We start from the raw sequence: 21,040 nt of genomic DNA, 5'->3' as shown, positions 1-21,040 counted from the left end.
CTCCAGGACCGCACCGGCCTCACCGCCGCCCAGATCCGCCGCCGCGTAGGCAGCTGGATCACCACACACGGCGCGTCGGCGGGCGGGCCGTACCGCAGTGGGCCGTGCGCGGGCACTCAGCCTCGCGTCCTGGCCTGTCGGCGGCGCATGACGTAGGCGGTGGCGCCGACCCCGGCGGCCACCAGCACGCCCCCGATGACCATGGCCGTGCCGGAGTCGGTGAAGCTGCCGCCGAGGCCGCCGCGTACGCCCCTGGTGGCGGTCGCCGTCGGCGCGGGCGTCGGTGTCGACGTCGCCGCCGTGCGGTGGACGGTGAAGGTCGTCTTCCACTGGCTGCCGTCCGGGCAGGTGCCGTCGACGGCCCAGTCCGAGGTCTCCCCGACCGCGTTGGGACCGCTGCCGGGGAAGTGCGCGGCCGAGGCGATCTTGGCGGTGCCGTTGTAGGCGGTCCCGGAGACCGAGTTGTCGTTGCCCGGCACCAGGGCCAGCTGGACCGTGCCCTGCTCGAAGGCCTGGGAGTTGGCGTTGATGATCGCCGGTGGGCTGTCACTGGGGGTGTCACAGGCGACGGATACGGTGACCGTGCCACCGGGCGCGACGGTACGCGGGCTGACCTGGGCCGAGTTCGCGTACGCGGCGGGCGCGGCCAGCCCGACAGCGGCCGATGCCAGTGCGGTGGCGGCGATCATACGGGCGATGCGCATGGGCGGAGGGCTCCTTCTGGCGGCGAGCGAGCAGGCGCGGAGTTCCACGCCACAAGCCCATCCAAACCCGACATTCCACCACAGCGCGCGGGACGGCAGACCATTGGCGGTAAGCGCACCGCCACACGAGTGAGGAACCTAGGCCCTGTCGTCAAACTCCCGCCGTCCGCCCGGAGGGCGGGCCGGGCGGCGGCAGGTGCGTGCTCTCGGCGTGCCGGGTGCGGGCCCTCGTACTGGACGTACTCGGGTCTGCGCCCGGTGCGGCGAGAGTGCGCCCGCCGCGCCAGCGGCTGATGTCATCGTGGCGTCGCCCGGCAGGCGGGAGTTTGACGACAGGGCCTAGGGGCGGCGGCCGAGCAGGCACAGGAACTTCGTCTGCACGTCCGCGCCGGACGGCGGCTCCACCGGCGGGGCGAAGAGCCCGCTCTTGGCCAAGTCGGCGGCGTACGGCGAGACCTCGCGCACGGCGGAGCGGACGAGGTCGTCCGGCAGCCGCTCGTCGGCCCCGATCGCGCGCGACAGGTCCCAGGCGTGCACCACCAGGTCGGTCACCAGCTGCCCGCAGTAGTGGGCGGCGGAGCTGTCGCCGTAGGAGAGGCTGACGGTGCGGTCGAGCGCGCCCGGCGCACGGAAGGCGTGGTGCGCGGCGCTCGCCGCGTCGTCCCAGGCGGCGACCGGGTCGGCGCCGAGCCGGTCGCCGTCGAAGGCGTCGCCGACCGAGGCGACGGTCTCGCCGTCCTGGACCAGCGGCGGGACCCACAGCTGCTCCACCACCAGGTGGTTGACGAGATCCCGCACGGTCCAGTCGGTGCAGGGCGTCGGATCGCCCCACTGGTCGGCGCCGACCCGGTGCACCCGGTCCGTGAACAGCTCGATCGCCTTGGCGTGCCGGGCAAGCAGTCTGGTGTGCGGCATGCCTCCCATTGTCCCCGCGAGCGGCCCGCTTGTCCCCCGCGACAGGCCTGGCCGTCCGCGCGACGGGTCCGGCCCCGTACTCGCGACGGGTCCGGCCGTCACCGCGCGCGGCCTGGCCGTACTCGCGGCGGGTCTCAGCGCACGCGCTCGACCCTGCGCTCGTCCCACACCGGCTCCGCCGTCTCACGCACCCGGCCGTCGCTGCCGAAGACCAGGAAGCGGTCGAACGAGCGGGCGAACCAGCGGTCGTGGGTGACCGCGAGCACCGTGCCCTGGAACGCCTCCAGGCCCTCCTGGAGCGCCTCGGCCGACTCCAGGTCGAGGTTGTCCGTCGGCTCGTCCAGAAGCAGCGCGGTCACGCCCTCGAGTTCCAGAAGCAGGATCTGGAACCGCGCCTGCTGCCCACCCGAGAGCCGCTCGAAGCGCTGTTCGGCCTGCCCGGTCAGCTCGTACCGCCGCAGCCGGGACATGGCAGCCCCGCGGTCCTGGGCGTGCTCGCGCCACAGGATGTCGAGCAGGGTGCGGCCGAACAGCTCGGGGTGCGCGTGGGTCTGCGCGAAGTGTCCGGGCACGACCCGCGCGCCGAGCTTCCAGACGCCGGTGTGCGCGACCGCCTCGCCCGCGAGCAGCCGCAGGAAGTGCGACTTTCCGGAGCCGTTGGAACCGAGCACGGCGACCCGCTCCCCGTAGAAGACCTCCAGGTCGAAGGGCTTCATCAGGCCGGTGAGCTCCAGACCCTCGCAGGTCACGGAACGTACGCCGGTGCGACCCCCGTGCAGCCGCATCGTGATGTCCTGCTCGCGCGGCGGCTCCGGCGGCGGGCCCGCCTCCTCGAACTTGCGCAGCCTGGTCTGCGCGGCGTGGTAGCGCGAGGCCAGCTCGTGGCTGTTCTCGGCGGCCTGCCGCAGGTTGCGGACCACCTTCTTCAGCTGCTCGTGCTTCTCGTCCCAGCGCCGCCGCAGCTCCTCGAAGCGCGCGAAGCGCTCCTTGCGGGCCTGGTGGTATGTGCCGAAGCCGCCTCCGTGCACCCAGGCGTCGGCGCCCGCCGGGCCCGGCTCGACGCTGACGATCTTCTCGGCGGCGCGGGCGAGCAGCTCCCGGTCGTGCGAGACGAACAGGACGGTCTTGCGGGTCTCCTTGAGCCGCTCCTCCAGCCACCGCTTGCCCGGCACGTCCAGGTAGTTGTCCGGCTCGTCGAGCAGCAGCACCTCGTCGGTTCCGCGCAGCAGTGACTCCAGGACGAGGCGTTTCTGCTCGCCGCCGCTGAGCGTGCGCACCTCGCGGAACTGAGCCTTGTCGTACGGGATGCCGAGCGCGGCGGTGGTGCAGATGTCCCAGAGGGTCTCGGCCTCGTAGCCCCGCGCCTCGGCCCAGTCGGCCAGCGCCTGGGCGTAGCGCAGCTGCGCGGCCTCGTCGTCGACGGTCATGACCGCGTACTCGGCGGCGTCGACGGCCGCCGCGGCTTCCCGGATGCGCGGGCCCGCGACCGACACCAGCAGGTCGCGGACGGTGGTCTCGTCCCGTACGGACCCGACGAACTGGGGCATCACGCCGAGCCCGCCGCTGACCGTGACCGCGCCGCCGTGCGGTTGCAGCTCGCCGGAGAGCAGCCGCAGCAGGGTGGTCTTGCCCGCGCCGTTCGGGCCGACCAGGGCGACGACGGCGCCCTCGCCGACCCGGAAGGAGACATCACCGAGCAGCTCCCTCCCGTCGGGCAGGCAGTACTCGAGATGCGCGGCTTCCAGATGTCCCATGGTCACGCATTGTCAGCGGCGCGGCGGCGGTACGGCAAACGGGTTTCGGCAGGCCGCGCGACACAACCCAGCTCTGACCACATAGCAAGACGTCAGTCTCACATTTCGACATCGCGGCGTACGGTGTTCCTCTCGCGTCGAGCGCAGGCTCGACGCCCCGCGGAAGGAGTCCCGTCATGCCCGAGAACCCCGCACCGGAGACCGCACAGGAGACCGCACAGGAGACCGCCGTCTACACCCACGGACATCACGAGTCCGTGCTGCGCTCCCATACATGGCGCACCGCGGCCAACTCGGCGGCGTACCTCATCGGTGAACTGAAGCCCGGCATGCGGGTCCTGGACATCGGCTGCGGCCCCGGCACCATCACCGCCGACCTGGCGGAGCTGGTGCCGGGCGGGCGGGTCACGGGCGTGGACGCGGCGGCCGACGTCCTGGCCCAGGCCCGCGCGACGGCCGCCGAACGCGGCCTGGAGCAGGTGGAGTTCGCCGTGGCCGACGCGCACGCTCTGGACTTCCCGGACGGCTCGTTCGACGTGGTGCACGCGCACCAGGTGCTCCAGCACGTGGGCGATCCGGTGCGGGTCCTGCGGGAGATGCGCCGGGTGACGGCGCCCGGCGGCCTGGTCGCGGCCCGTGACTCGGACTACGCGGCGATGACCTGGTATCCGCGCTCCAGCGGCCTGGACTCCTGGCTCGAGCTGTACGAGCGGGTCGCCCGCGCGAGCGGTGGCGAGCCGGACGCCGGGCGCCGCCTCAAGTCCTGGGCGCTGCGGGCCGGTTTCTCCGACATCACCGCCACCTCGGCGACCTGGACCTTCAGCACCGAGGACGAGCGCGCCTGGTGGAGCGGTCTGTGGGCGGACCGTACGACACGGTCGTCGTACGCGGGCCTCGCGGTGGACGGCGGGCACGCGACCGCGCGGCGACTGGCCGAGATCGCCGAGGCGTGGCGGGAGTGGGGGAGGCAGGAGGACGGCTGGTTCTCGGTGCTGCACGGCGAGATCCTCTGCCGCGTATAGCGTGAAACGATCACACCCCGCTGCGCCGCCAACTAGGCTGGCCCGTATGGAGATCCTGGGGACCACGCTGCGCGTGTGCGTCGATGACCTGGACACCTCGGTCGCGTTCTACGAACGGCTCGCGGGCAGCACGGCGCTGCGCTTCGAACGCGGCGGCGTGTCGGTGGCCGCCGTCGGCTGCTTCCTGCTGATGAGCGGTCCCGCGGCCGAACTCGACGTGCTCCGCAAGGTCTCGGCGACCATCGCGGTCCAGGACGTCGACGAGGCGCACGCCGTGCTCAGCGCGTGCGGGGCGCGGATCATCGCGGGGCCGGTGCCGACCCCGGTGGGCCGGAACCTGATCGCGGTCCATCCGGACGGCTCGGTGTTCGAGTACGCGGACCGGCAGGCCGCTGCCTGACGGCCTGCCGGGGTCGGCCTCACGGCAGGGGGAGGCGGTCCGCCGTCTCTCGGGTCAGCGCCCAGCGTTCGTGGTCGCGCCAGACCCCGTCGACGAAGAGGAAGTCCGGCGAGAAGCCTTCGAGGCGGAAGCCGCAGCGGCGGGCGAGCGCGATGGACGGGGCGTTGCCCGGCTGGACGTTGATCTCCAGCCGGTGCAGGCCGAGCGGCGGGCCGAAGGCGTACCGGATGAGCAGCGCGAGCCCCTCGGTCATCAGACCGCGGCCCGCCGCGTGCGCGAAGGCGCCGTAGCCGAGGGTGCCGCTCAGGAACGCGCCGCGCACGATGTTGCCGATGTTGACGAACCCCGCCAGCTCTCCGGTGTCCCGTGCGCAGACGACGAACCCCGCCCTGATCTCGTTTCCGATCAGCCGGTCCGCGTAGGCCGCGAACTCCTCGTCGGTCAGCGGCGGGGAGAGCCAGGGCCGGTGCAGCTCCCGGCTCTCACGGGCACGCGCGGTGAACGCGTCGCGGTCGGCGCGGGCCAGCGCCCGTATGCCGACGCGGGGCCCTTCGGCGAGGTAAGCGGCGTCGTGGATCATGCCCGTACGGTACGTCGCGTTAGCGGCGGCGCCTGACGAAGTAGGCCCCGCACAGGGCTCCGATCAGCGCCGTGGCCAACAGGGCCATCCACAGCGGCAGGGTCACCTCGGGGATCAACAGCCGGATCTTGGTCCTGTCGGTGTTCTCGAAGATGAAGACGAGGCCGAGGATGCCGAGACCCGCCACGGTGAGCCGTCCGGGAGTCATCAGCTCGCGCACTCTGCCGCCTCGCGTGGACGGGCCCTTGCCGCCTCCGCCGCTGGACGAGCCTTTGGCCGCGCTCATGTGGCCACCTTTCCGAGGAGGTACGGCGTCCCCCTGTGACCAGCATGGGCGGCCACGGCCGCTTCCCGCACGACGGACGGCCGTACGGGTGACGGACACGCCCTAGCACAGCGCCGGCGCCTCCAGGGTGAGTGTGCTGCGGTCCGCGTCCAGGGTCGCGGGTATCCCGAGCGGGACGGTGAGCGCCGCCTCGCGGTGCCCGAACCCGAGCTCCTCCACCACCGGCACCCCCAGCCCGCCGAGCCGGTCCAGGAGCACCGCCCGCACCCGCGGATACGGTCCGCACCCCGCCCAGGAGCCCAGCACGACCCCGGCGACGCCGTCCAGCAGGCCGGAGCGCAGCAGCTGGGTGAGCGCGCGGTCGAGGCGATAGGGCTCCTCGCCGACGTCCTCCAGACAGAGCAGGCCGCCGCGCCCCGACGGCCTGGCGTGCGGGGTGCCGCGCTCGGCGGCCAGCAGCGACAGGCAGCCGCCGAAGGTGACGCCCGACGCCCGGCCGGGAACCAGCGTCCCGCCGCCTTCGATGACCGATACGGTCTCGGGCGCGAAGAGCGTGGCGCGAAGGTGCTCCAGGGAGCGGGCCTCCTTGCCGAAGTCCGCGCCCGCCACCACCGGGCCGTGCAGCGTGGCCAGCCCCAGGCGCGCCGCGAACGCCTCGTGCAGGGCGGTCACGTCGCTGAAGCCGAGGAAGACCTTGGGGCCCGCGGCGCGGAGCGCGTCCCAGTCGAGCAGGTCGGCCATGCGCTGGCCGCCGTACCCGCCGCGGGCGCAGAACACGGCGGCCACGTCGGGGTCGCACCAGGCGTCCCGCAGATCGCGGGCGCGGTCGGCGTCGGCGCCCGCCAGGTAGTCGAACTCCGGGTGCGCGTCGAGGACATGGGGCGCGAGTATGGGTTCCAGGTCCCAGCCGCGCAGCACGTCGAGCCCCGCCTGCAGCCGGTCTTCGCGCACCGGGCCGCAGGGGGCGACGACGGCGACCCGGTCGCCCGCGGCCAGCCGCCGGGGGCGGGTGAGCGGCCGCACGAACGACAGCCGCGGCGGCCGCGGCGACTGGGCCGGGGTCACTTGCTGAGCTCCAGGGTGGGGATGCCGGGCGGGTTGATGCCGAAGGTCTGCGCGTACAGCGAGAGTTCGGACTCCAGACAGCGGATCACGGTGTCCGCGCGCCTGAAGCCATGGCTCTCGCCCTCGAAGGCGATATAGGCGTGCGGCACCCGGCGCCCGGCCATCCTGGCGAGGAACCGCTCGCACTGGGCGGGCGGGCAGATGACGTCCTCCAGGCCCTGGAGCAGCAGGAAGGGCGCGGTGACCCGCTCGGCGTGCGTGAGGGGCGAGCGCTCGCGGTAGCGTCCCGGCACCTCGTCGGCCGGGCCGATCAGCGAGTGCAGATACCGCGACTCGAAGTCATGGGTCTCGCCGGTCCCCCAGCTGGTGAGGTCGAGGATCGGGTACTGCACGGTGCCGCAGGCGTACACATCGGTGGTGGCGAGCGAGGCGGCGGCGGTCCAGCCCCCGGCGCTGCCGCCGCGGATGGCGAGCCGGGACCGGTCGGCGGTGCCCTCGTCGGCCAGCGCCGTGGCGACGGCCGCGCAGTCTTCGACGTCGACGACGCCCCACTGCTCCCGCAGCCGGTCCCGGTAGGCGCGGCCGTATCCGGTCGAGCCGCCGTAGTTGACCTCGGCGACTCCGATGCCGCGTGAGGTGAAGTAGGCGATCTCCAGGTCGAGGACGAGCGGCGCGTGCCCGGTGGGCCCGCCGTGCGCCCAGACCACATAGGGCGGCAGTTCGGCGTCGGGCGCGCGGTGTCCCGGATTGTGCGGCGGGTAGATATGCGCGTGGATCTCGCGTCCCGCGGGGCCCACGAAGGTGCGGATCTGCGGTTCCGGGTAGTACGCGGGGTCCACCGGGTCGTCGTGCGCGGCGCCGATCACCCGAGCGCGGCCGGTCGCGGTGTCCAGCTCCACCACCTCGTACGCGCTGCGCGGGCTCGCCGCGACGCCGACGACCCGTGAGCCGTGCGCGGCCAGGGTCGGGGCCCACTCCGTCCAGGGTCCCGCCGTGTCGACGACCTCGCCGCTGTCCGGGTCCAGGATGCCGAGCGCGGTGGCGCCGACGCCGTGCACCACGGCGATCAGTCCGTTCGCCAGTGGCGTGAACCAGCGCTGGCCGATCTTCCACAGCGGCCCGGCGAACTCCTCCTCGCGCGGGCAGAGCGCGACGGCGCCCCGGTGCGGGTCGGCGCGGTACAGGTTCCACCAGCCGCTGCGGTCGGAGGCGAACAGCAGGGCGCCGTCCGACGCCCACTCGACCTGGACGATCGACTCGTCCTCGCCTCCGGCGCAGGCCCGCGCCTGGCGCAGCAGGCCGTCCTCGCCGACGTCGGCGAGGATCAGCTCGGTGCCGTCCCACGGCATTCGCGGGTGGTCCCAGGCGATCCAGGCGGCGCGCCGTCCGTCCGGCGAGAGCCTGGCGCCTGTGACGAACCGGTGCCGTCCGTCGGACAGTTCCCGTACCGCCGCGCGGTCGTCGGCGGCGGAGCCGTCCAGCGGCACGGCCGCCAGCACGCGGCGTACGTCACTGGGCCCGCTGCCGGTGAACTCCTCCAGGACGCACCACACTTCGCCGCGGTCGAGATGGATCCGCGGGTCGGCCCAGCGCAGTCCGTCGCCGACCGGCGACACGGGGGTGAGCGGCCGGGGCCCGGCCTCGGGGCGGTCCGGCTCGTAGGCGTACAGCCGCTGGTCGGCGAAGTCGACGAACACCACCAGCGGACCCTCGGGCCGCGCCGCCCCGGCCCACGGCTGGCCGCCGTACTCGATGACTCTGCTGCGGACGTTCCACGGGGCGGGCAGCACCGACCGCTCGCCGTGTCCGGTTCCGCGCACCAGGGCCCGCCGCCCGCCCTCCGCGGGGCGCGGCTCGGTCCACCACACCTCGTCGCCGACGAAGCCCACATACTCGGGGCGTCCGTCGCGCGACGCGGCCAGGGCCGCGTCGATCGGTGACGTCCAGGCTCCGTACGGCAGCGTCCGTACCATGTCCCCCACTCCCCTAGGCCGTGCGCAGATAGCGGTCGAGCACCTTGGTGCCGAAGTGCAGTGCCTCCACGGGCACCCGCTCGTCGACGCCGTGGAACAGGGCCCAGTAGTCGAAGCCCTCGGGCAGCTTCAGCGGCGAGAAGCCATAGCCGGTGATGCCGAGCCGGGAGAACTGCTTGGCGTCGGTGCCGCCCGCCATGCAGAACGGCACGACGTGCCCCTCCGGCGCGAACTCCTCGACGGCCGCCCGCATCTTGGCGTAGGTGTCCGTGCCGACCGGCGACTGGAGCGCGACCTCGCGGTGCTGGAACTCCCACTCCACATCGGGTCCGGTGAGCCGGTCGAGGGTGTCGGCGAACTCCTGCTCGCCGCCCGGAAGATAGCGGCCGTCGACATACGCCACCGCTTCGCCCGGAATCACATTGATCTTGTAGCCGGCTGTCAGCATCGTGGGGTTGGCGCTGTTGCGCACGGTCGGCTCGACCAGCGCTGCCGCCCGGCCCAGCTTGCCGATCAGGGCGTCCACGTCGAAGTCCGGGGCGTCGACCGCCGCGTCGAGGCCGTGCAGTGCGGCGAGTTCGCGCAGCGCCGCCTTGACGGTCGGGGTCAGCCGCACCGGCCACTCGTGCTCGCCGATCCGCGCGATCGCCCCGGCCAGTCTGCTGACCGCGTTGGCCCGGTTGGGCTTGGAGCCGTGCCCGGCCCGGCCGCGGGCGGTGAGCTTGAGCCAGCCGGTGCCGCGCTCGCCCGCCGCGATCGGATAGAGCGCCATGCCGGGGCCCGCGTGGAAGGTGAAGGCCCCGGACTCGCTGATGCCTTCGGTGCAGCCGTCGAAGAGGCCCGGATGCCGGTCGGCGAGGAAGCCGGAGCCGTCTTCGGCGCTGGCCTCCTCGTCCGCGGTGAACGCGATCACCACATCGCGTCTGGGGCGCACGCCCTGCCGCGCCCAGGACCGTACGACCGCGAGGATCATCGCGTCCATGTTCTTCATGTCGACGGCGCCGCGCCCCCAGACCACGCCGTCGCGCACCTCCCCGGAGAAGGGGTCGACCTGCCAGTCGGCGGCCTCGGCGGGTACCACGTCCAGGTGGCCGTGCACCAGCAGCGCGTCGGCCGACGGGTCGGTGCCCTCGATGCGCGCGACCACGTTCGTGCGTCCCGCGGTGCGTTCCAGGAGGGCGGGGCTGAGTCCTGCTCCGGCCAGCTGCTCGGCGGCGTACTCCGCGGCGGGCCGCTCCCGGCAGTCGCCGCCGCCGCGGTTGGTCGTGTCGATCCGGATCAGGTCCGAGGTGAACCGGACGACCTCGTCCAGTGCCTGTCCGTCAGCCATACTGCTCCTCCACCGCGGCGGACACGAGCGTGGTGACCGCCTTGAACGTGCGAATGCCCTCGTACATCGTCTCGCTGGTGTACGCGACCTTGCGCTCCCCGATGCGCGCCACGCCCGGCACGACCGTGGCCGCCAGGGACAGGTGTTCGGCGTCGAACTCGAGCGCCACCGTGAACGGCCCGCCGCGCACCGGTTCGTACCGCACGGCCAGCGAGGCGGCCTCCTTGGCCGCGGCCCGGATGTCGGCGGCGGTGCGCGCGGGGGTGCGGCAGACGGCCGCGTACCGTGAGACGTGGTCCTTGACCGCGACCTTGCGCGCCTCGGGCGCGTACCCGAGCGCGTCCTCGCAGGCGAGGTCGTCGCCGGTGACCAGAAGCACCGGTACACCGTACTCGGCGGCCACATGGGCGTTGAGCAGGCCTTCGCTGGCCCGGACGTCGTTGATCCAGACGCCGGTGATGGAGTTGGCGAGGTAGGTGTGCGCGAGCACTCCCTCCATGCCCGCGCCCGCGTGGTAGCCGACGAAGGCGATGCCGTCCACGTCCCCGTACTGGACGCCTTCGACCATGCTCAGGGACTTGTGCCGTCCGGTGAGCATCTCGGCCCGTTCGTCGAGGTGCTCAAGCAGCAGATTGCGCATGGTCCAGTGCGCTTCGTTGATGAGCACCTCATCGGCGCCGCCGTCGAAGAAGCCGCGCACCGCCGCGTTCACGTCGGAGGTGAACATCGGGCGGCAGCGCTCCCACTGCGGGGTGCCGGGGAGCACGTCGGCGGGCCAGGTCACACCGGTCGCGCCCTCCATGTCGGCGCTGATGAGGATCTTCATGGAAGGAAACCGTACGCGTCACCGAACAACGGAACCAGGCCTGTGGATAACCCTCACCGGAGTAGACCAGATCTGCGGCCCGCCCTTTACCCTGGACGGCCTACGACCAGCCAGCGCGAGGGCAGCTCGATGCGGGTGCCGTCGGGCAGGCAGTCGGTGGTGGTCAGCGGCAGCTCGCCGCTCGCCAGGACGGTCAGGCCCGCGCTCTGGAACACGTCGAGTACCTCCGCGTCCGTCACTTCCAGGGGCGCGATGCCGTGCCGCAGCACCGGCGCCATCTTCGGCGGCGGGCCGGCCGCTCCCTGCGCGAGCCCCATCAGCAGCGGGCCCGCGGCCTGGCACGGCTCGACCACGCAGGCCCGGCCACGCTCACCCACCAGGGTCGCGATGTCCTCGGCGAGCGCCTGGCGGCCGTCGGACTCGCACTGGTGGAGTACGCCGCGCATATAGACGTTGGCGTCGCCCAGCTCCGCGTGCAGCTGCTCGGTCTCGCCCTTGTCGGTGGCGTCCAGCTGCCGGTACTCAGCCTGCCCGGCCGGGTCGGCGGCGCGCGCGTGCGCCAGCGCACCGGCCGACAGGTCGGCGCCCACGACATGCCGGAAGCGGTCGGCGAGAAAGCGGGTCTGGGTGCCGTTGCCGCAGCCGAGGTCGATCATCGGAAGGTCCCCGGCCGTCAGGTGCGGCTCGAAGAGCGCGAGGTGGAGGCCCACGGTGAGGGCGGGTTCGGAGTCCCAGAAGACGGCTCCCTGTTCGTCGGACGCCTCGCTCCAGAAGGCTTCCCAGGCGTCCCTGTACCGACGCGTCGCGCTCATGACCAGCTCCCCAGGTTGTGATCGTAGAGATCGGTCTACCCTGCCTGGGTTGTCCGGACAAGCGGTGCGGCATACCTTCACCGAGCGTTCGGCACACGGCCGCCGCCGCGCGCCCCCTGGGTGTCAACTCCCCCTGGGCAGCGGCAACTCGAACCACACCGACTTGCCCGTGTCGGTGCGGCTGGTCCCCCACTGACCGGCGAGGCCGCTCACCACGCGCAGCCCGCGCCCGGCGTCGTCGGTGGGGGCGGCGGCGCGCAGCGTCGGCAGGGTGTGGTCCTCGTCCTCCACCTCGCAGAGCAGCACGTCGGTGCGCACCAGGCGCAGGTGGATCCAGCGGCTTCGGGCGTGCCGTACGGCGTTGGCGACCAGCTCTGAGGCGAGCAGCCGCGCGGTGTGCGCCAGGTCGTCGGGCAGCTCCCAGGTCCGCAGCTGTTCACCGACCCAGGTGCGCGCCGCGCGGACCTGTCCCGGATCGGTCGTCAGCGGCCGACTCGCCACGTTCTGGGGCGGGATGCCGTTCAGCCGGGCCATCAGCAGGGCGACGTCGTCCTTGCGGTCGCCGTGTCCCGACACCGAGAACGTCGCGGCCAGGGCACGGATGATGGTGTCGCAGGCGTCGTCCATGGAGGCCGCGGGGTGGGCCGCCGACTCGCACAGTGCGGCCAGACCCACGCCGATGTCCGTGCCGCGCACCTCGACGAGACCGTCGGTGCACATCACCAGCCGGTCACCGGGTGCGACCGGGATCCGCACGGACTCGAAGGGCACACCGCCCACTCCTATGGGCGCGCCCGTCGGCAGGTCCAGGAGTTCGCTGCGCCCGTCGTCGGCGCGGACCACGACGGGCGGGATGTGCCCGGCGTTGGCGATCTCCAGTTCACCGGCGATCGGGTCGTACACCGCGTAGAGGCAGGTCGCCAGGTACTGTTCGCCGAGCCGCTGGGCCAGGTCGTCCAGGTTCCGCAGCAGTTGCGCGGGCGGCAGGTCCAGGGCCGCCATGGTCTGCACAGACGTACGCAACTGGCCCATCATCGCGGCGGAGTTGAGTCCGTGGCCCATGACGTCGCCGACGACCAGGGCGGTCCGTGATCCGGGCAGTTTGACGGAGTCGAACCAGTCGCCGCCGATCCGGCCGAGCAGGGTGCCCGGCAGATAGCGGGTGGCGATGTCGCACCCCGCCATCCTGGGCGCGATGTGCGGCAGCATGGAGTCCTGGAGGGTCTCGGCGACGTTCTCCTGGTAGGTGTACATGCGTGCGTTGTCCAGCACGAGCCCGGCGCGGGCGGCGAGTTCGGCGCCGGTGACGCGGTCCATGTCGTTGAACAGGCGCCGCTCCGGGTGCCGTAGCAGGATCATGAAGCCGAGCACGACATTGCGCGCCTTCAGCGGTACGACCAGCATCGAGCGGTTGTTGATCAGCGGCCGGATGTCGCGCTTCTCGAACTGCGCGGCGATCGCGGTGCCCGTCTCCTCGCTGATCCGCGGTACGAGCACCGGCTCACCCGTGGTCATGCACTGGAAGAACGGGGTGTGCACTGGGAACGGCATGGACTCGCCGACCGGGACGACGTCGTCCCAGCGGCCCGGCTCGTCGGTGTGCTCCACGGCGACCCGGTGCCACAGTGTCGTGGCGTCCGGCGGGCCTTCGGGGAAGCCCTCGCCCGCGACGACCTGTTCGCGCAGATACGTCCCGGCGACGTCGGTGAAGCGCGGCACGACGGCCCGGCTGACCTCGACGATCGTCTGGGACAGGTCCAGCGAGGAGCCGATCCGCCCGCTGACCTCGTTCAGGAACTCCAGGCGCTCGCGCACGGCGGCGTACTCGAGGTCCTCGGCGTCCTCAGCGGCCTCGGCGTGTTCGGTGCCGTCGGCGGCCCCGCCGTCCGGTCCGGCGGTCGCGGGCCGTGCCGCGCGCTGTCGTCGCGCCAGGTGCCCGGCGCGGCGCGGCACACCCCAGTCCGGGGTCACCGGCACCCGGTCGTGGTGGCTGAACTCCAGGACCGGATACCCCAGTTCGAGTACCTGGGAGACGATCCGGGAGCTTTCGCCGACGCTCATGCTGGGCAGGATCTCGGGCAGCCTGTGCGCCAGGTCGTCGGCGCCGGGGAACTCGGTGTGCAGCGCGAAGCCGGGCGCGATGCGCTCCCGCGCCCTGGCGCCGGGGTCGGCCTCGTCGTCGTACGGGGCGTCCGGGTCGTCCACGCCCGCCGCGTCCGCCGCGAGGACCAGGAGGCGCGCAGGGCCCGGACCGATCAGCGGATAGGCCCACCACAGGACGTCGGCCCGGCCGCGCTCCGGCACCGGGATACGGGCCCGTCCGGCGGCCGGACAGGGCGACTGGCCGTCCAGCGACGCCTCAAGCTCCAGGCCCCCGACGCCGCCGGACGCGTGACGCCCGCCGTACGCGCCGTACTCCCCGTACGCGGCCACGGGTTCGTCGGCGTCGTCGTCGGGCAGCGCGCCGAAGACCGGCAGCAGATCGGCGGCCGCACGCCCCACGGCCTCCTCTCGCGCGGGGCCGAAGAGCCGGCGCGCGCCGGCGCTCCAGTGCGACACCAGACCCGCGCCGTCCACCACGACCACGGCCAGCGGAATCCGGCCGGCCAGCGCCGCCGACGGCACCGGCCCCTGTGGAGTGCCACGCTCCATCGGACTGGGCTCCTTCCCACGGCGGCGCAAGATCCGCACTGCCACGACCACGGTACGGCCAGCGGGGGTCGGCATGTGCGGCAACGCGCCAATTGGCGCTCGCGCGTGCGCCGCCGAACGCCCCCGGAGCGCCCCTGGAGCGCCCCCCGATCGCGCCGCGGTGGCACCCCTCGGCTCAGTCCTCGTGGCCCAGTTGCAGATCCCGCTCGGTGCGCCCGCCTCCGGCGACCTGGAGCACCGTCGCCACCGGCGGGTATCCGGCCGCGATCACCGTGTACTCGCCGGAGGACAGATCGACGAAGCGGAAGGTGCCGTCGGGTCCGGTGGTGAGGGTGTCCACCACATTGCCCGCGGCGTCCAGGAGCGTCACGCGCGCGTCCTCCACGGCGCGGCCGCCACCGGCCCGTACGGTGCCGCGCAGCACCGCGCCGCCCGCGAGTTCCACGTCCTGGCGGGTCTCGCGGGACGCCTGGACGCTCACCGGCAGCGCGGCCGGGCGGAACGCGGGCGCGCTCCCGGCCAGGGTGTACTCACCGGCCACCAGGTCGGAGATCACATATCCCCCTTCGCGTCCGCTGCGGGTGCTGGCGACCACCTCGCCGCGTACGTCGGTGAGGGTCACCGCCGCGCCCCTGACCGGCGAGCCGTCCGCCGTGACCACCTGGCCCGCGAGGCGGCCCGCGCCGCCCAGCACCACGTCCAGCTCGACCGGGCGTTCGCCGACGGTGACGGACACGGCCTGCGGCTGGTGGCCGCCCGCGGCCGCGATCAGGACGTAGCTGCCGGACCCCGGAGTCGACAGGGCGTAGCGGCCGTCATCGCCGCTGGCGCCCCGGCCGATCTGCTGTCCCGTGACGTCGATGAGGGTGAGCGCCGCTCGGGGCACACTGCTGCCGTCGGAGTGCTGGACGGCACCGCACACGGGTACCCCCGCGGTCTGCGCCGTACGGGCTCGGGGGATGGCGGTGGGCTCGGCGTCGGACGCGGAGTGCTGCGCTGCGCTGGACAACAGGGGGGTCTCCTTGAGGAAGAAGGCGATCAGCAGGCCGAGCAGGAGCACCGGCACGAGGTAGAGGAAGATCCGGGGCATCGCGTCCGCGTACGCCAGGATGTAGCCGTCGCGCAGGGCGTCGGGCAGCTGGTGGACCAGCGTCGGTGTGAGCGACTCGGGGTCGGGCAGGTCGGCGTCCGCCGGGAGCCGTGCTCCGAGCGCGTCGGCCAGCCGGTCCGCGAAGAGCGTGCCGAACACGGCGGCGCCGACGCTGCCGCCGATCTGCCGGAAGTAGTTGTTGGCGCTGGTGGCGACGCCGAGGTCGGCGGGCGGCACGGCGTTCTGCACGGCGGTGATCAGGACCGGCATCACCAGGCCGATGCCGACGCCCAGGACGGCCATCCAGATGCTGTAGTGCGGTCGCGGGGTGTCCGCCGCCAGCTGGGAGAGCAGCCACATGCCGACGACCGAGACAGCGCCACCGGTGATCGGGAAAACCCGGTAGCGCCCGGTGTGGCTGATGATCTGGCCGGTGACGATGGAGGCGCCGACGATCCCGCCCATCATGGGGAGCATCAGCAGCCCGGACTCGGTGGCGCTCGCACCGTCGACCATCTGCAGGAAGGTCGGCAGGTAGCTGGCCGCGCCGAACAGCGCGACCCCGACGACCGCCCCGATCAGGCCGGTGAGCGTGAAGGTCGGGTCGCGGAACAGCCGCAGCGGGATGAGCGGCTGCGCGGCGAAGCGCTCGGCGACCAGGAAGAGCACGGTGGCGGCGACGGCGCCCCCGGCGAGCCCGAGGATCACCCGGTCGCCCCAGGCGTACTGCGTACCGCCCCAACTGGTGAGCAGCACCAGGCAGGTTGACGCGGCGGCCAGCAGCAGCGCGCCCAGTACGTCCAGGCGGGGCTTGACGGTCGGCTTGGGCAGCTTCAGCACGACGGAGACGACGGCCAGGGTCAGCAGCCCGAAGGGGACGTTGAAGTAGAAGCACCAGCGCCAGGAGACGTGGTCGGTGAAGAAGCCGCCGAGCAGCGGGCCCGCCACCGACGCGAGGCCGAAGGCGGCTCCGATGACCCCCATGTAGCGGCCGCGCTGCCGGGGCGGCACGATGTCGGCGATGATCGCCTGTACGCCGATGAACAGTCCGCCCGCGCCGACGCCCTGGAGCGCCCGGAAGGCGATCAGCTCCTCCATGGAGCGGGACCATCCGGCCAGCGCCGAGCCGATGACGAACACCACGATGGCGAACTGGAAGACGCCCTTGCGCCCGAAGAGATCGCCCAGCTTGCCGTAGACGGGCAGGGCCACGGTGGAGGTCAGCAGGTACGCGGTGATCGCCCAGGACATCTGGTCCAGGCCGTGCAGCTCCCCCACGATCTTCGGCAGCGCGGTGGCGACGATCATCTGTTCCAGGGCCGCGAGCAACAGCGCGAGCAGCAGCCCGGCGAACACCAGCCGCACCCGGCGCGGGCTCAGCGGCTGGGCCGCCGCCCGCGTCGGCCCGGCCGTGGGTCCGGCCGGGGGCGGGAGCTCGCCGGATACCGCGACCTGTCCGGCCCGGTCCTCGGCCCCGGCCCGGTCGTCGGCCTGCTCGGCCCGGCCCGGCACCAGCGTCGTCCCACCCACGTCAGCTCCCCATCGTCGCGACCGCCCACCGCCCAATGCGCCATGCGCCGCCCTTTTCTCGCATTGCGCGACAACTGGGAGCAAGCGCGACGAGCGGGCAGGAACGGGGCCTGAGAGGGTGTCATCGCCGGTGGGAGACCCTGGGACGAGCTAACGCCCCAGGGACGAGAACCACCCGAACCGGTGAGTGCGCCGGAGCCGCCGGAGGCTCCGGGCGGCTCCGGGCGGCTCCCGGCGGCTCTGAGGCGCGGGTCTACTTCTCCGTTTCGGCCGCCAGCTTGGCGAGCACCTCGTCGTAGATCCGGGCGAGCCCCTTCGGCGCGAAGGTCTTCTCGAAGAAGCCGCCGATGCCGCCCGCGCCGTTCCAGACGGCAGTGACGACCACGCGCGCCTTGCCCTCGCCCGCCGGGGTCACGGTCCAGGTGGTGACCATCGAGGAGTTGCGGTCCTTCTCGACCAGCTGCCCGTCGGTCGGCTCGGCCACCTCGAGCAGACAGTCACGGACGCGCTTGCTGGTGGCCTGGAGCTTCCAGTGCACGAGGGTGCCCTCGCCGTCGCCGCCCTCGCGCACCTCGTACTCGCTGAAGTGCTCGGGCAGCAGCTTCGCGCGCGCGCCGCTGTAGTCGGCCAGCGCGTCGAAGACGTCGTCCGGCTTTGCCGCGATGGTCCGCTCGGTCACGGCCTCGACCTGTGCCATGGCACTTCCTCCACTGGTGCGTTGTGTGCCGAGTCGCTGTCGGCGTTGCAGGTGAAACCGCAGCATACGCACGCGAAGTCAGCCGGGCGGACCGACTCCGGTGGGCCACCCGCCACATGACACCCCCTCACTCTGGTCAAATATCGGCAGAACACGCCCCTCCGCGGTGGGTTTCGGGCACGATGCGCCAGGGGCTGTGGCATGCACAGTCCGTTTCCCCGATTTCGGGAGGCCAGATGAGAAGAAACGCACTGGCGCTGCTCGGCGTCGCCGTGGTGGTCGGCGGAATGGTCTCGGCCGTTCCGTCCGCGGCCAGCACCGGCGACGCCGCGGCACCGCGCACCGCCTTGAAGTGGACCGACTGCGCCACGGCGAACTATCCGACCCTGCAGTGTTCCTCGGTCGAGGTCCCGCTCGACCACGCGAACCCGTACGGCGAGAAGATCAAGATCGCGCTGTCCCGAGTACCGCACACCTCGGCGACCTACCAGGGCCCGCTGCTGGTCAACCCCGGCGGCCCCGGCGGCAGCGGTCGTAATCTGGCCGGTTTCGTGGCCAAGTCACTGCCCGAGAAGGTCGCGGCACAGTACGACGTGATCGGTTTTGACCCGAGGGGCGTCGGGGCCAGCGAGCCCGCGCTGGACTGCCGCCCGGACCACTTCGCTCCGGTGCGGCCCGCGTCGGTGCCCAAGACGTTCACGATCGAGCGGGCCAACCTCGCGCGGGCGAAGGCCTTCGCCGAGTCCTGCGGTAAGAAGTACGGCCACCTGCTCAAGTACATCGACACGGTCAGCTCGGCCACGGACATGGACGTCATCCGCCGGGCGCTCGGCGCGGAGAAGATCAACTACTTCGGTTACTCGTACGGAACGTATCTCGGCGCGGTGTACGCGAAGCTGTTCCCCGAGCGGGTGCGCCGGGCCGTCCTGGACTCGGTGGTCGACCCGACCGGCGTCTGGGAGCAGGTCAACCTCAACCAGGACCTCGCCTTCGACGACCGGCACAAGGCGTTCGCGGCCTGGGTCGCGAAGCACGACGCGGCCTACGGGCTCGGCACGAACCCGGCCAGGGTCGAGGCGCTCTGGTACAAGATGCAGCGCTCCCTCGCCAAGCGGCCCGCGGGCGGCAAGGTCGGCGCGGCCGAGGTCGAGGACACCTTCCTGCCCGGCGGCTATTACACCGGCTACTGGCCGTATCTGGCCGAGGCGTTCGCGGCGTACGTCAACGACCGGGACGCCGAGCCGCTCGTCACGGCGTACGAGAACTTCGCCGCGGTCGACTCCGGCGGCGACAACGGCTACTCGGTCTACGCCGCCGTGGAGTGCCGGGACGCCGCGTGGCCGCGCGACTGGAACCAGTGGCGCTACACCACCTGGAAGACGTATATCCAGGCGCCCTTTATGACCTGGAACAACGCCTGGTACAACGCGGCGTGCGCGTTCTGGCCCACGAAGTCGCTGACTCCGCCGGACGTCGCCAACTCCCAGCTGCCGCCGGTGCTGCTTTTCCAGGCGACGGACGACGCGGCCACGCCGTACCAGGGCGCGGTGGCGATGAAGCGCAAGCTGCGCGGTTCCAGCCTGGTGGTCGAGCAGGGCGGCGGGAACCACGGCATCAGCCTCAGCGGCAACGGCTGCCTGGACGCCCACCTGGCCGCGTACCTGACCGACGGCACGGTCCCGCGCGGCGACGGCGGCGACGCGGACGCGGTCTGCGCGGCGCTGCCCGACCCCGAGCCGTTCGAGGCCGACGCCGCGGCCAAGGCGGCGGGCGTGGGCAGCGCCACGGGCAACGGCACGGGCGGGGCCGCGCTGCACGGTCTGCTGGGCTTCCGCCCCTGACCGACGCCGGTCCGGCCCGAGTCGGCTCATGGGCGAAGATGAGCCCATGAGCCGACTCACCCGCATACCCGACCCTGACGGCGTCTTCCCGGCCACCGCCTACACCCATGTGGTGCTGGGCGCCGGCCGGTTCGTCGCGGTCTCCGGCCAACTCGCCCTGGACGCGGCGGGCGAACTGGTCGGTCCGGGCGACCCGGCGGCGCAGGCCCGGCAGGTGTTCCGGAACCTGCGCCGCTGCCTGGCGGCGGCGGGCGCGGACTTCGACGACGTGGTGAAGCTGACGTACTTCGTCACGGACACCGCGTTCATGCCAGCCGTCCGGGCCGCGCGGGACGAGTTCATCGACCCCGAGCGACTCCCCGCCGCGTCAGCGGTCCAGGTCGCCGGACTGGTCGCGCCCGAGTTCCTCCTGGAGATCGAGGCGCTCGCGGTGATCAGCGAGGACTGACCGCCGCCCCTCCTCTTCTAGGGTGCGCCCATGCACCAGGACCCGCTCAGCGTCGCCGATGACGCGGAGCTACGGCGGCGGCTCGCGGCGGGCGGCACGGCCGTCCATCTGGTCGCCGAGCGCGCGGGCGCCGTCGTCGGCTGGGCCTGCCACGGCCCGTACCGCGAGTCCGAGGTGCGCTACGCGGGGAGCCGCCACTCTGACGGCGCGGTGTCAGTCGTCGCCCACCCGCGCCAGCGCCGCCGTGGCCGCCGCCGCGAGCCGCGGATGGGCGCGGGCCGCCGTGAGCACGGGCGTCGCGCGCCCGTCGCCCAGCGCGCCGAGGCCCTCGACACAGGCGAGCGCCACCCGCCAGTACGGATCACGCGGGGAGCCCATGCGGCGCTCCAGGACCGTGATCAGCGCGGGCACCGACTCGGCGGCGCGCAACGCGGTGAGCAGCCGCACCGGGTGCAGCGCGTAGGCGACGCGCAGTTCGTTGGTGGCCAGCGCGGCCGCCGCCCGCGCGGTGCGCGGGTCGCCGAGCCGGGCCAGCGCGTGCGCGGCGGCGGCGCAGCGCTCGGGGTCGCGGTGGTTGAGCAGCAGGACCAGCGTCTCGAAGGCCCGCCGGTCGCCCGCGCGGCCGAGCCGGAAGGCGGCCAGCTCGCGTGCCCACAGGGGCTGCCCCGGCTCGGTGAGCACCTGGGCGAGTTCCCCTGGATCACGGGTGGCGCACAGCCGCTCGTACGCCTTGAGGGGCGCGCTCGCGCCCTCGACCGGGGAGGCCGCCGCGGCCTCCATCCGTAACCGCTCGATGACCGCACGCGACTCCTCGTCCATGCCCGCCACCCTAGGGCTGTCCCCAGCGAGCGATCCAGCTCACAACATCGGGGCGATCCCAGGGCTGGCGCGCTCGTTACCCGCCGGTTAAGCTCATACGAGCGGGTTACCCCCGCACCTCTCGGCGGCCTGGTGACGCAGCCGCCGTGAGTGCTCTGTCGGTTCGGCACTCAGCACCACCTGTACGACGCGGCTCGGGGACAGAGCCCGTCGACTCCTTACGGGCGCGCCCTCCGCGCCCGGCACCACGACACGCAACTCCCGCACGCGGTACGCGCCTTGGCGTACCCGGCGCG

Annotated in this window: 18 protein-coding genes; 4 read left to right on the top strand and 14 right to left on the bottom strand. The window is 72.9% G+C overall.

Annotated elements, in window-relative coordinates; translation table 11 throughout:
- Positions 1–116: 116 nt before the first annotated feature.
- The 3 genes from ACX6XY_RS17520 to ACX6XY_RS17510 all read right to left on the bottom strand — a co-directional run bounded on the left by ACX6XY_RS17520 (position 117) and on the right by ACX6XY_RS17510 (position 3,373).
- Positions 117–704: a hypothetical protein gene (locus ACX6XY_RS17520; protein WP_460331524.1), complete on the bottom strand. Its 588-nt coding sequence runs from the start codon at positions 702–704 to the stop codon at positions 117–119.
- A gap of 339 nt (positions 705–1,043) precedes the next feature.
- Positions 1,044–1,619 (bottom strand): TIGR03086 family metal-binding protein, encoded by a 576-nt coding sequence (locus tag ACX6XY_RS17515; protein WP_460331523.1) that lies wholly within the window; start codon positions 1,617–1,619, stop codon positions 1,044–1,046.
- A gap of 134 nt (positions 1,620–1,753) precedes the next feature.
- Entirely contained in the window at positions 1,754–3,373 is a 1,620-nt protein-coding gene (locus tag ACX6XY_RS17510) for an ABC-F family ATP-binding cassette domain-containing protein (protein ID WP_460331522.1), read from the bottom strand.
- Between the two features lie 176 nt (positions 3,374–3,549).
- On the opposite strand from ACX6XY_RS17510, the gene ACX6XY_RS17505 reads away from it, so the two are divergent.
- Positions 3,550–4,395 carry a class I SAM-dependent methyltransferase gene (locus ACX6XY_RS17505; protein WP_460331520.1) on the top strand — a complete coding sequence of 282 codons (846 nt, stop codon included), beginning with the start codon at positions 3,550–3,552 and terminating at the stop codon, positions 4,393–4,395.
- A gap of 46 nt (positions 4,396–4,441) precedes the next feature.
- Positions 4,442–4,795 (top strand): VOC family protein, encoded by a 354-nt coding sequence (locus tag ACX6XY_RS17500; protein WP_460331518.1) that lies wholly within the window; start codon positions 4,442–4,444, stop codon positions 4,793–4,795.
- A 19-nt stretch (positions 4,796–4,814) separates the two neighbouring features.
- Here ACX6XY_RS17500 and ACX6XY_RS17495 read toward each other — a convergent pair whose 3' ends face one another.
- From ACX6XY_RS17495 to ACX6XY_RS17450, 10 genes are all read right to left on the bottom strand, one after another.
- Positions 4,815–5,375, bottom strand: a complete 561-nt coding sequence (locus tag ACX6XY_RS17495) for a GNAT family N-acetyltransferase (protein ID WP_460331516.1) — start codon at positions 5,373–5,375, stop codon at positions 4,815–4,817.
- A gap of 19 nt (positions 5,376–5,394) precedes the next feature.
- The gene (locus ACX6XY_RS17490) at positions 5,395–5,661 is read right to left on the bottom strand and encodes a LapA family protein (RefSeq protein WP_460331514.1); all 267 of its coding nucleotides are present in this window, start codon (positions 5,659–5,661) and stop codon (positions 5,395–5,397) included.
- A gap of 102 nt (positions 5,662–5,763) precedes the next feature.
- The gene (locus ACX6XY_RS17485; RefSeq protein WP_460331530.1) at positions 5,764–6,693 is read right to left on the bottom strand and encodes a S66 peptidase family protein; all 930 of its coding nucleotides are present in this window, start codon (positions 6,691–6,693) and stop codon (positions 5,764–5,766) included.
- 29 nt (positions 6,694–6,722) lie between these two features.
- A complete protein-coding gene (locus tag ACX6XY_RS17480; protein ID WP_460331512.1) occupies positions 6,723–8,699 on the bottom strand; it encodes an LpqB family beta-propeller domain-containing protein in 1,977 nt (658 codons plus the stop codon).
- Between the two features lie 13 nt (positions 8,700–8,712).
- Entirely contained in the window at positions 8,713–10,029 is a 1,317-nt protein-coding gene (locus ACX6XY_RS17475) for a M20/M25/M40 family metallo-hydrolase (protein ID WP_460331510.1), read from the bottom strand.
- Entirely contained in the window at positions 10,022–10,855 is an 834-nt protein-coding gene (locus ACX6XY_RS17470) for a M55 family metallopeptidase (RefSeq protein ID WP_460331508.1), read from the bottom strand. The genes ACX6XY_RS17475 and ACX6XY_RS17470 overlap by 8 nt, the downstream gene beginning before the upstream one ends.
- A gap of 86 nt (positions 10,856–10,941) precedes the next feature.
- Positions 10,942–11,667, bottom strand: a complete 726-nt coding sequence (locus ACX6XY_RS17465; RefSeq protein ID WP_460331506.1) for a methyltransferase domain-containing protein — start codon at positions 11,665–11,667, stop codon at positions 10,942–10,944.
- 123 nt (positions 11,668–11,790) lie between these two features.
- Positions 11,791–14,319, bottom strand: coding sequence for a SpoIIE family protein phosphatase (locus ACX6XY_RS17460; protein ID WP_460331504.1), 2,529 nt, complete (start codon positions 14,317–14,319; stop codon positions 11,791–11,793).
- A 175-nt stretch (positions 14,320–14,494) separates the two neighbouring features.
- Positions 14,495–16,939: an MFS transporter gene (locus tag ACX6XY_RS17455; protein WP_460331502.1), complete on the bottom strand. Its 2,445-nt coding sequence runs from the start codon at positions 16,937–16,939 to the stop codon at positions 14,495–14,497.
- A 253-nt stretch (positions 16,940–17,192) separates the two neighbouring features.
- Complete coding sequence (locus ACX6XY_RS17450; protein WP_460331500.1) at positions 17,193–17,636, bottom strand: SRPBCC family protein; 444 nt, start codon at positions 17,634–17,636, stop codon at positions 17,193–17,195.
- Between the two features lie 236 nt (positions 17,637–17,872).
- Between ACX6XY_RS17450 and ACX6XY_RS17445 the strand changes: the two genes are divergently transcribed.
- Both ACX6XY_RS17445 and ACX6XY_RS17440 read left to right on the top strand, forming a co-directional pair.
- The gene (locus ACX6XY_RS17445) at positions 17,873–19,477 is read left to right on the top strand and encodes an alpha/beta hydrolase (RefSeq protein ID WP_460331498.1); all 1,605 of its coding nucleotides are present in this window, start codon (positions 17,873–17,875) and stop codon (positions 19,475–19,477) included.
- 46 nt (positions 19,478–19,523) lie between these two features.
- The gene (locus ACX6XY_RS17440) at positions 19,524–19,925 is read left to right on the top strand and encodes a RidA family protein (protein WP_460331496.1); all 402 of its coding nucleotides are present in this window, start codon (positions 19,524–19,526) and stop codon (positions 19,923–19,925) included.
- Positions 19,926–20,138: 213 nt separating this feature from the next.
- Here the strand turns inward: ACX6XY_RS17440 and ACX6XY_RS17435 are convergent, their stop codons facing one another.
- Entirely contained in the window at positions 20,139–20,744 is a 606-nt protein-coding gene (locus ACX6XY_RS17435; protein ID WP_460331494.1) for a HEAT repeat domain-containing protein, read from the bottom strand.
- Positions 20,745–21,040 lie beyond the last annotated feature (296 nt).

The sequence above is a fragment of the Streptomyces sp. O3 genome (assembly GCF_054788135.1).
This window is presented reverse-complemented; position numbering and strand designations above follow the sequence as displayed.

Excerpts from the sequence above, each read along its gene's own strand:
- ACX6XY_RS17495 (WP_460331516.1), bottom strand. The coding sequence starts at position 5,375 with ATGATCCACGACGCCGCTTACCTCGCCGAAGGGCCCCGCGTCGGCATA.
- ACX6XY_RS17500 (WP_460331518.1), top strand. The coding sequence starts at position 4,442 with ATGGAGATCCTGGGGACCACGCTGCGCGTGTGCGTCGATGACCTGGAC.
- ACX6XY_RS17505 (WP_460331520.1), top strand. The coding sequence starts at position 3,550 with ATGCCCGAGAACCCCGCACCGGAGACCGCACAGGAGACCGCACAGGAG.
- ACX6XY_RS17475 (WP_460331510.1), bottom strand. The coding sequence starts at position 10,029 with ATGGCTGACGGACAGGCACTGGACGAGGTCGTCCGGTTCACCTCGGAC.
- ACX6XY_RS17470 (WP_460331508.1), bottom strand. The coding sequence starts at position 10,855 with ATGAAGATCCTCATCAGCGCCGACATGGAGGGCGCGACCGGTGTGACC.
- ACX6XY_RS17460 (WP_460331504.1), bottom strand. The coding sequence starts at position 14,319 with ATGGAGCGTGGCACTCCACAGGGGCCGGTGCCGTCGGCGGCGCTGGCC.
- ACX6XY_RS17440 (WP_460331496.1), top strand. The coding sequence starts at position 19,524 with ATGAGCCGACTCACCCGCATACCCGACCCTGACGGCGTCTTCCCGGCC.
- ACX6XY_RS17450 (WP_460331500.1), bottom strand. The coding sequence starts at position 17,636 with ATGGCACAGGTCGAGGCCGTGACCGAGCGGACCATCGCGGCAAAGCCG.
- ACX6XY_RS17490 (WP_460331514.1), bottom strand. The coding sequence starts at position 5,661 with ATGAGCGCGGCCAAAGGCTCGTCCAGCGGCGGAGGCGGCAAGGGCCCG.
- ACX6XY_RS17510 (WP_460331522.1), bottom strand. The coding sequence starts at position 3,373 with ATGGGACATCTGGAAGCCGCGCATCTCGAGTACTGCCTGCCCGACGGG.
- ACX6XY_RS17520 (WP_460331524.1), bottom strand. The coding sequence starts at position 704 with ATGCGCATCGCCCGTATGATCGCCGCCACCGCACTGGCATCGGCCGCT.
- ACX6XY_RS17480 (WP_460331512.1), bottom strand. The coding sequence starts at position 8,699 with ATGGTACGGACGCTGCCGTACGGAGCCTGGACGTCACCGATCGACGCG.
- ACX6XY_RS17445 (WP_460331498.1), top strand. The coding sequence starts at position 17,873 with ATGAGAAGAAACGCACTGGCGCTGCTCGGCGTCGCCGTGGTGGTCGGC.
- ACX6XY_RS17465 (WP_460331506.1), bottom strand. The coding sequence starts at position 11,667 with ATGAGCGCGACGCGTCGGTACAGGGACGCCTGGGAAGCCTTCTGGAGC.
- ACX6XY_RS17435 (WP_460331494.1), bottom strand. The coding sequence starts at position 20,744 with ATGGACGAGGAGTCGCGTGCGGTCATCGAGCGGTTACGGATGGAGGCC.
- ACX6XY_RS17515 (WP_460331523.1), bottom strand. The coding sequence starts at position 1,619 with ATGCCGCACACCAGACTGCTTGCCCGGCACGCCAAGGCGATCGAGCTG.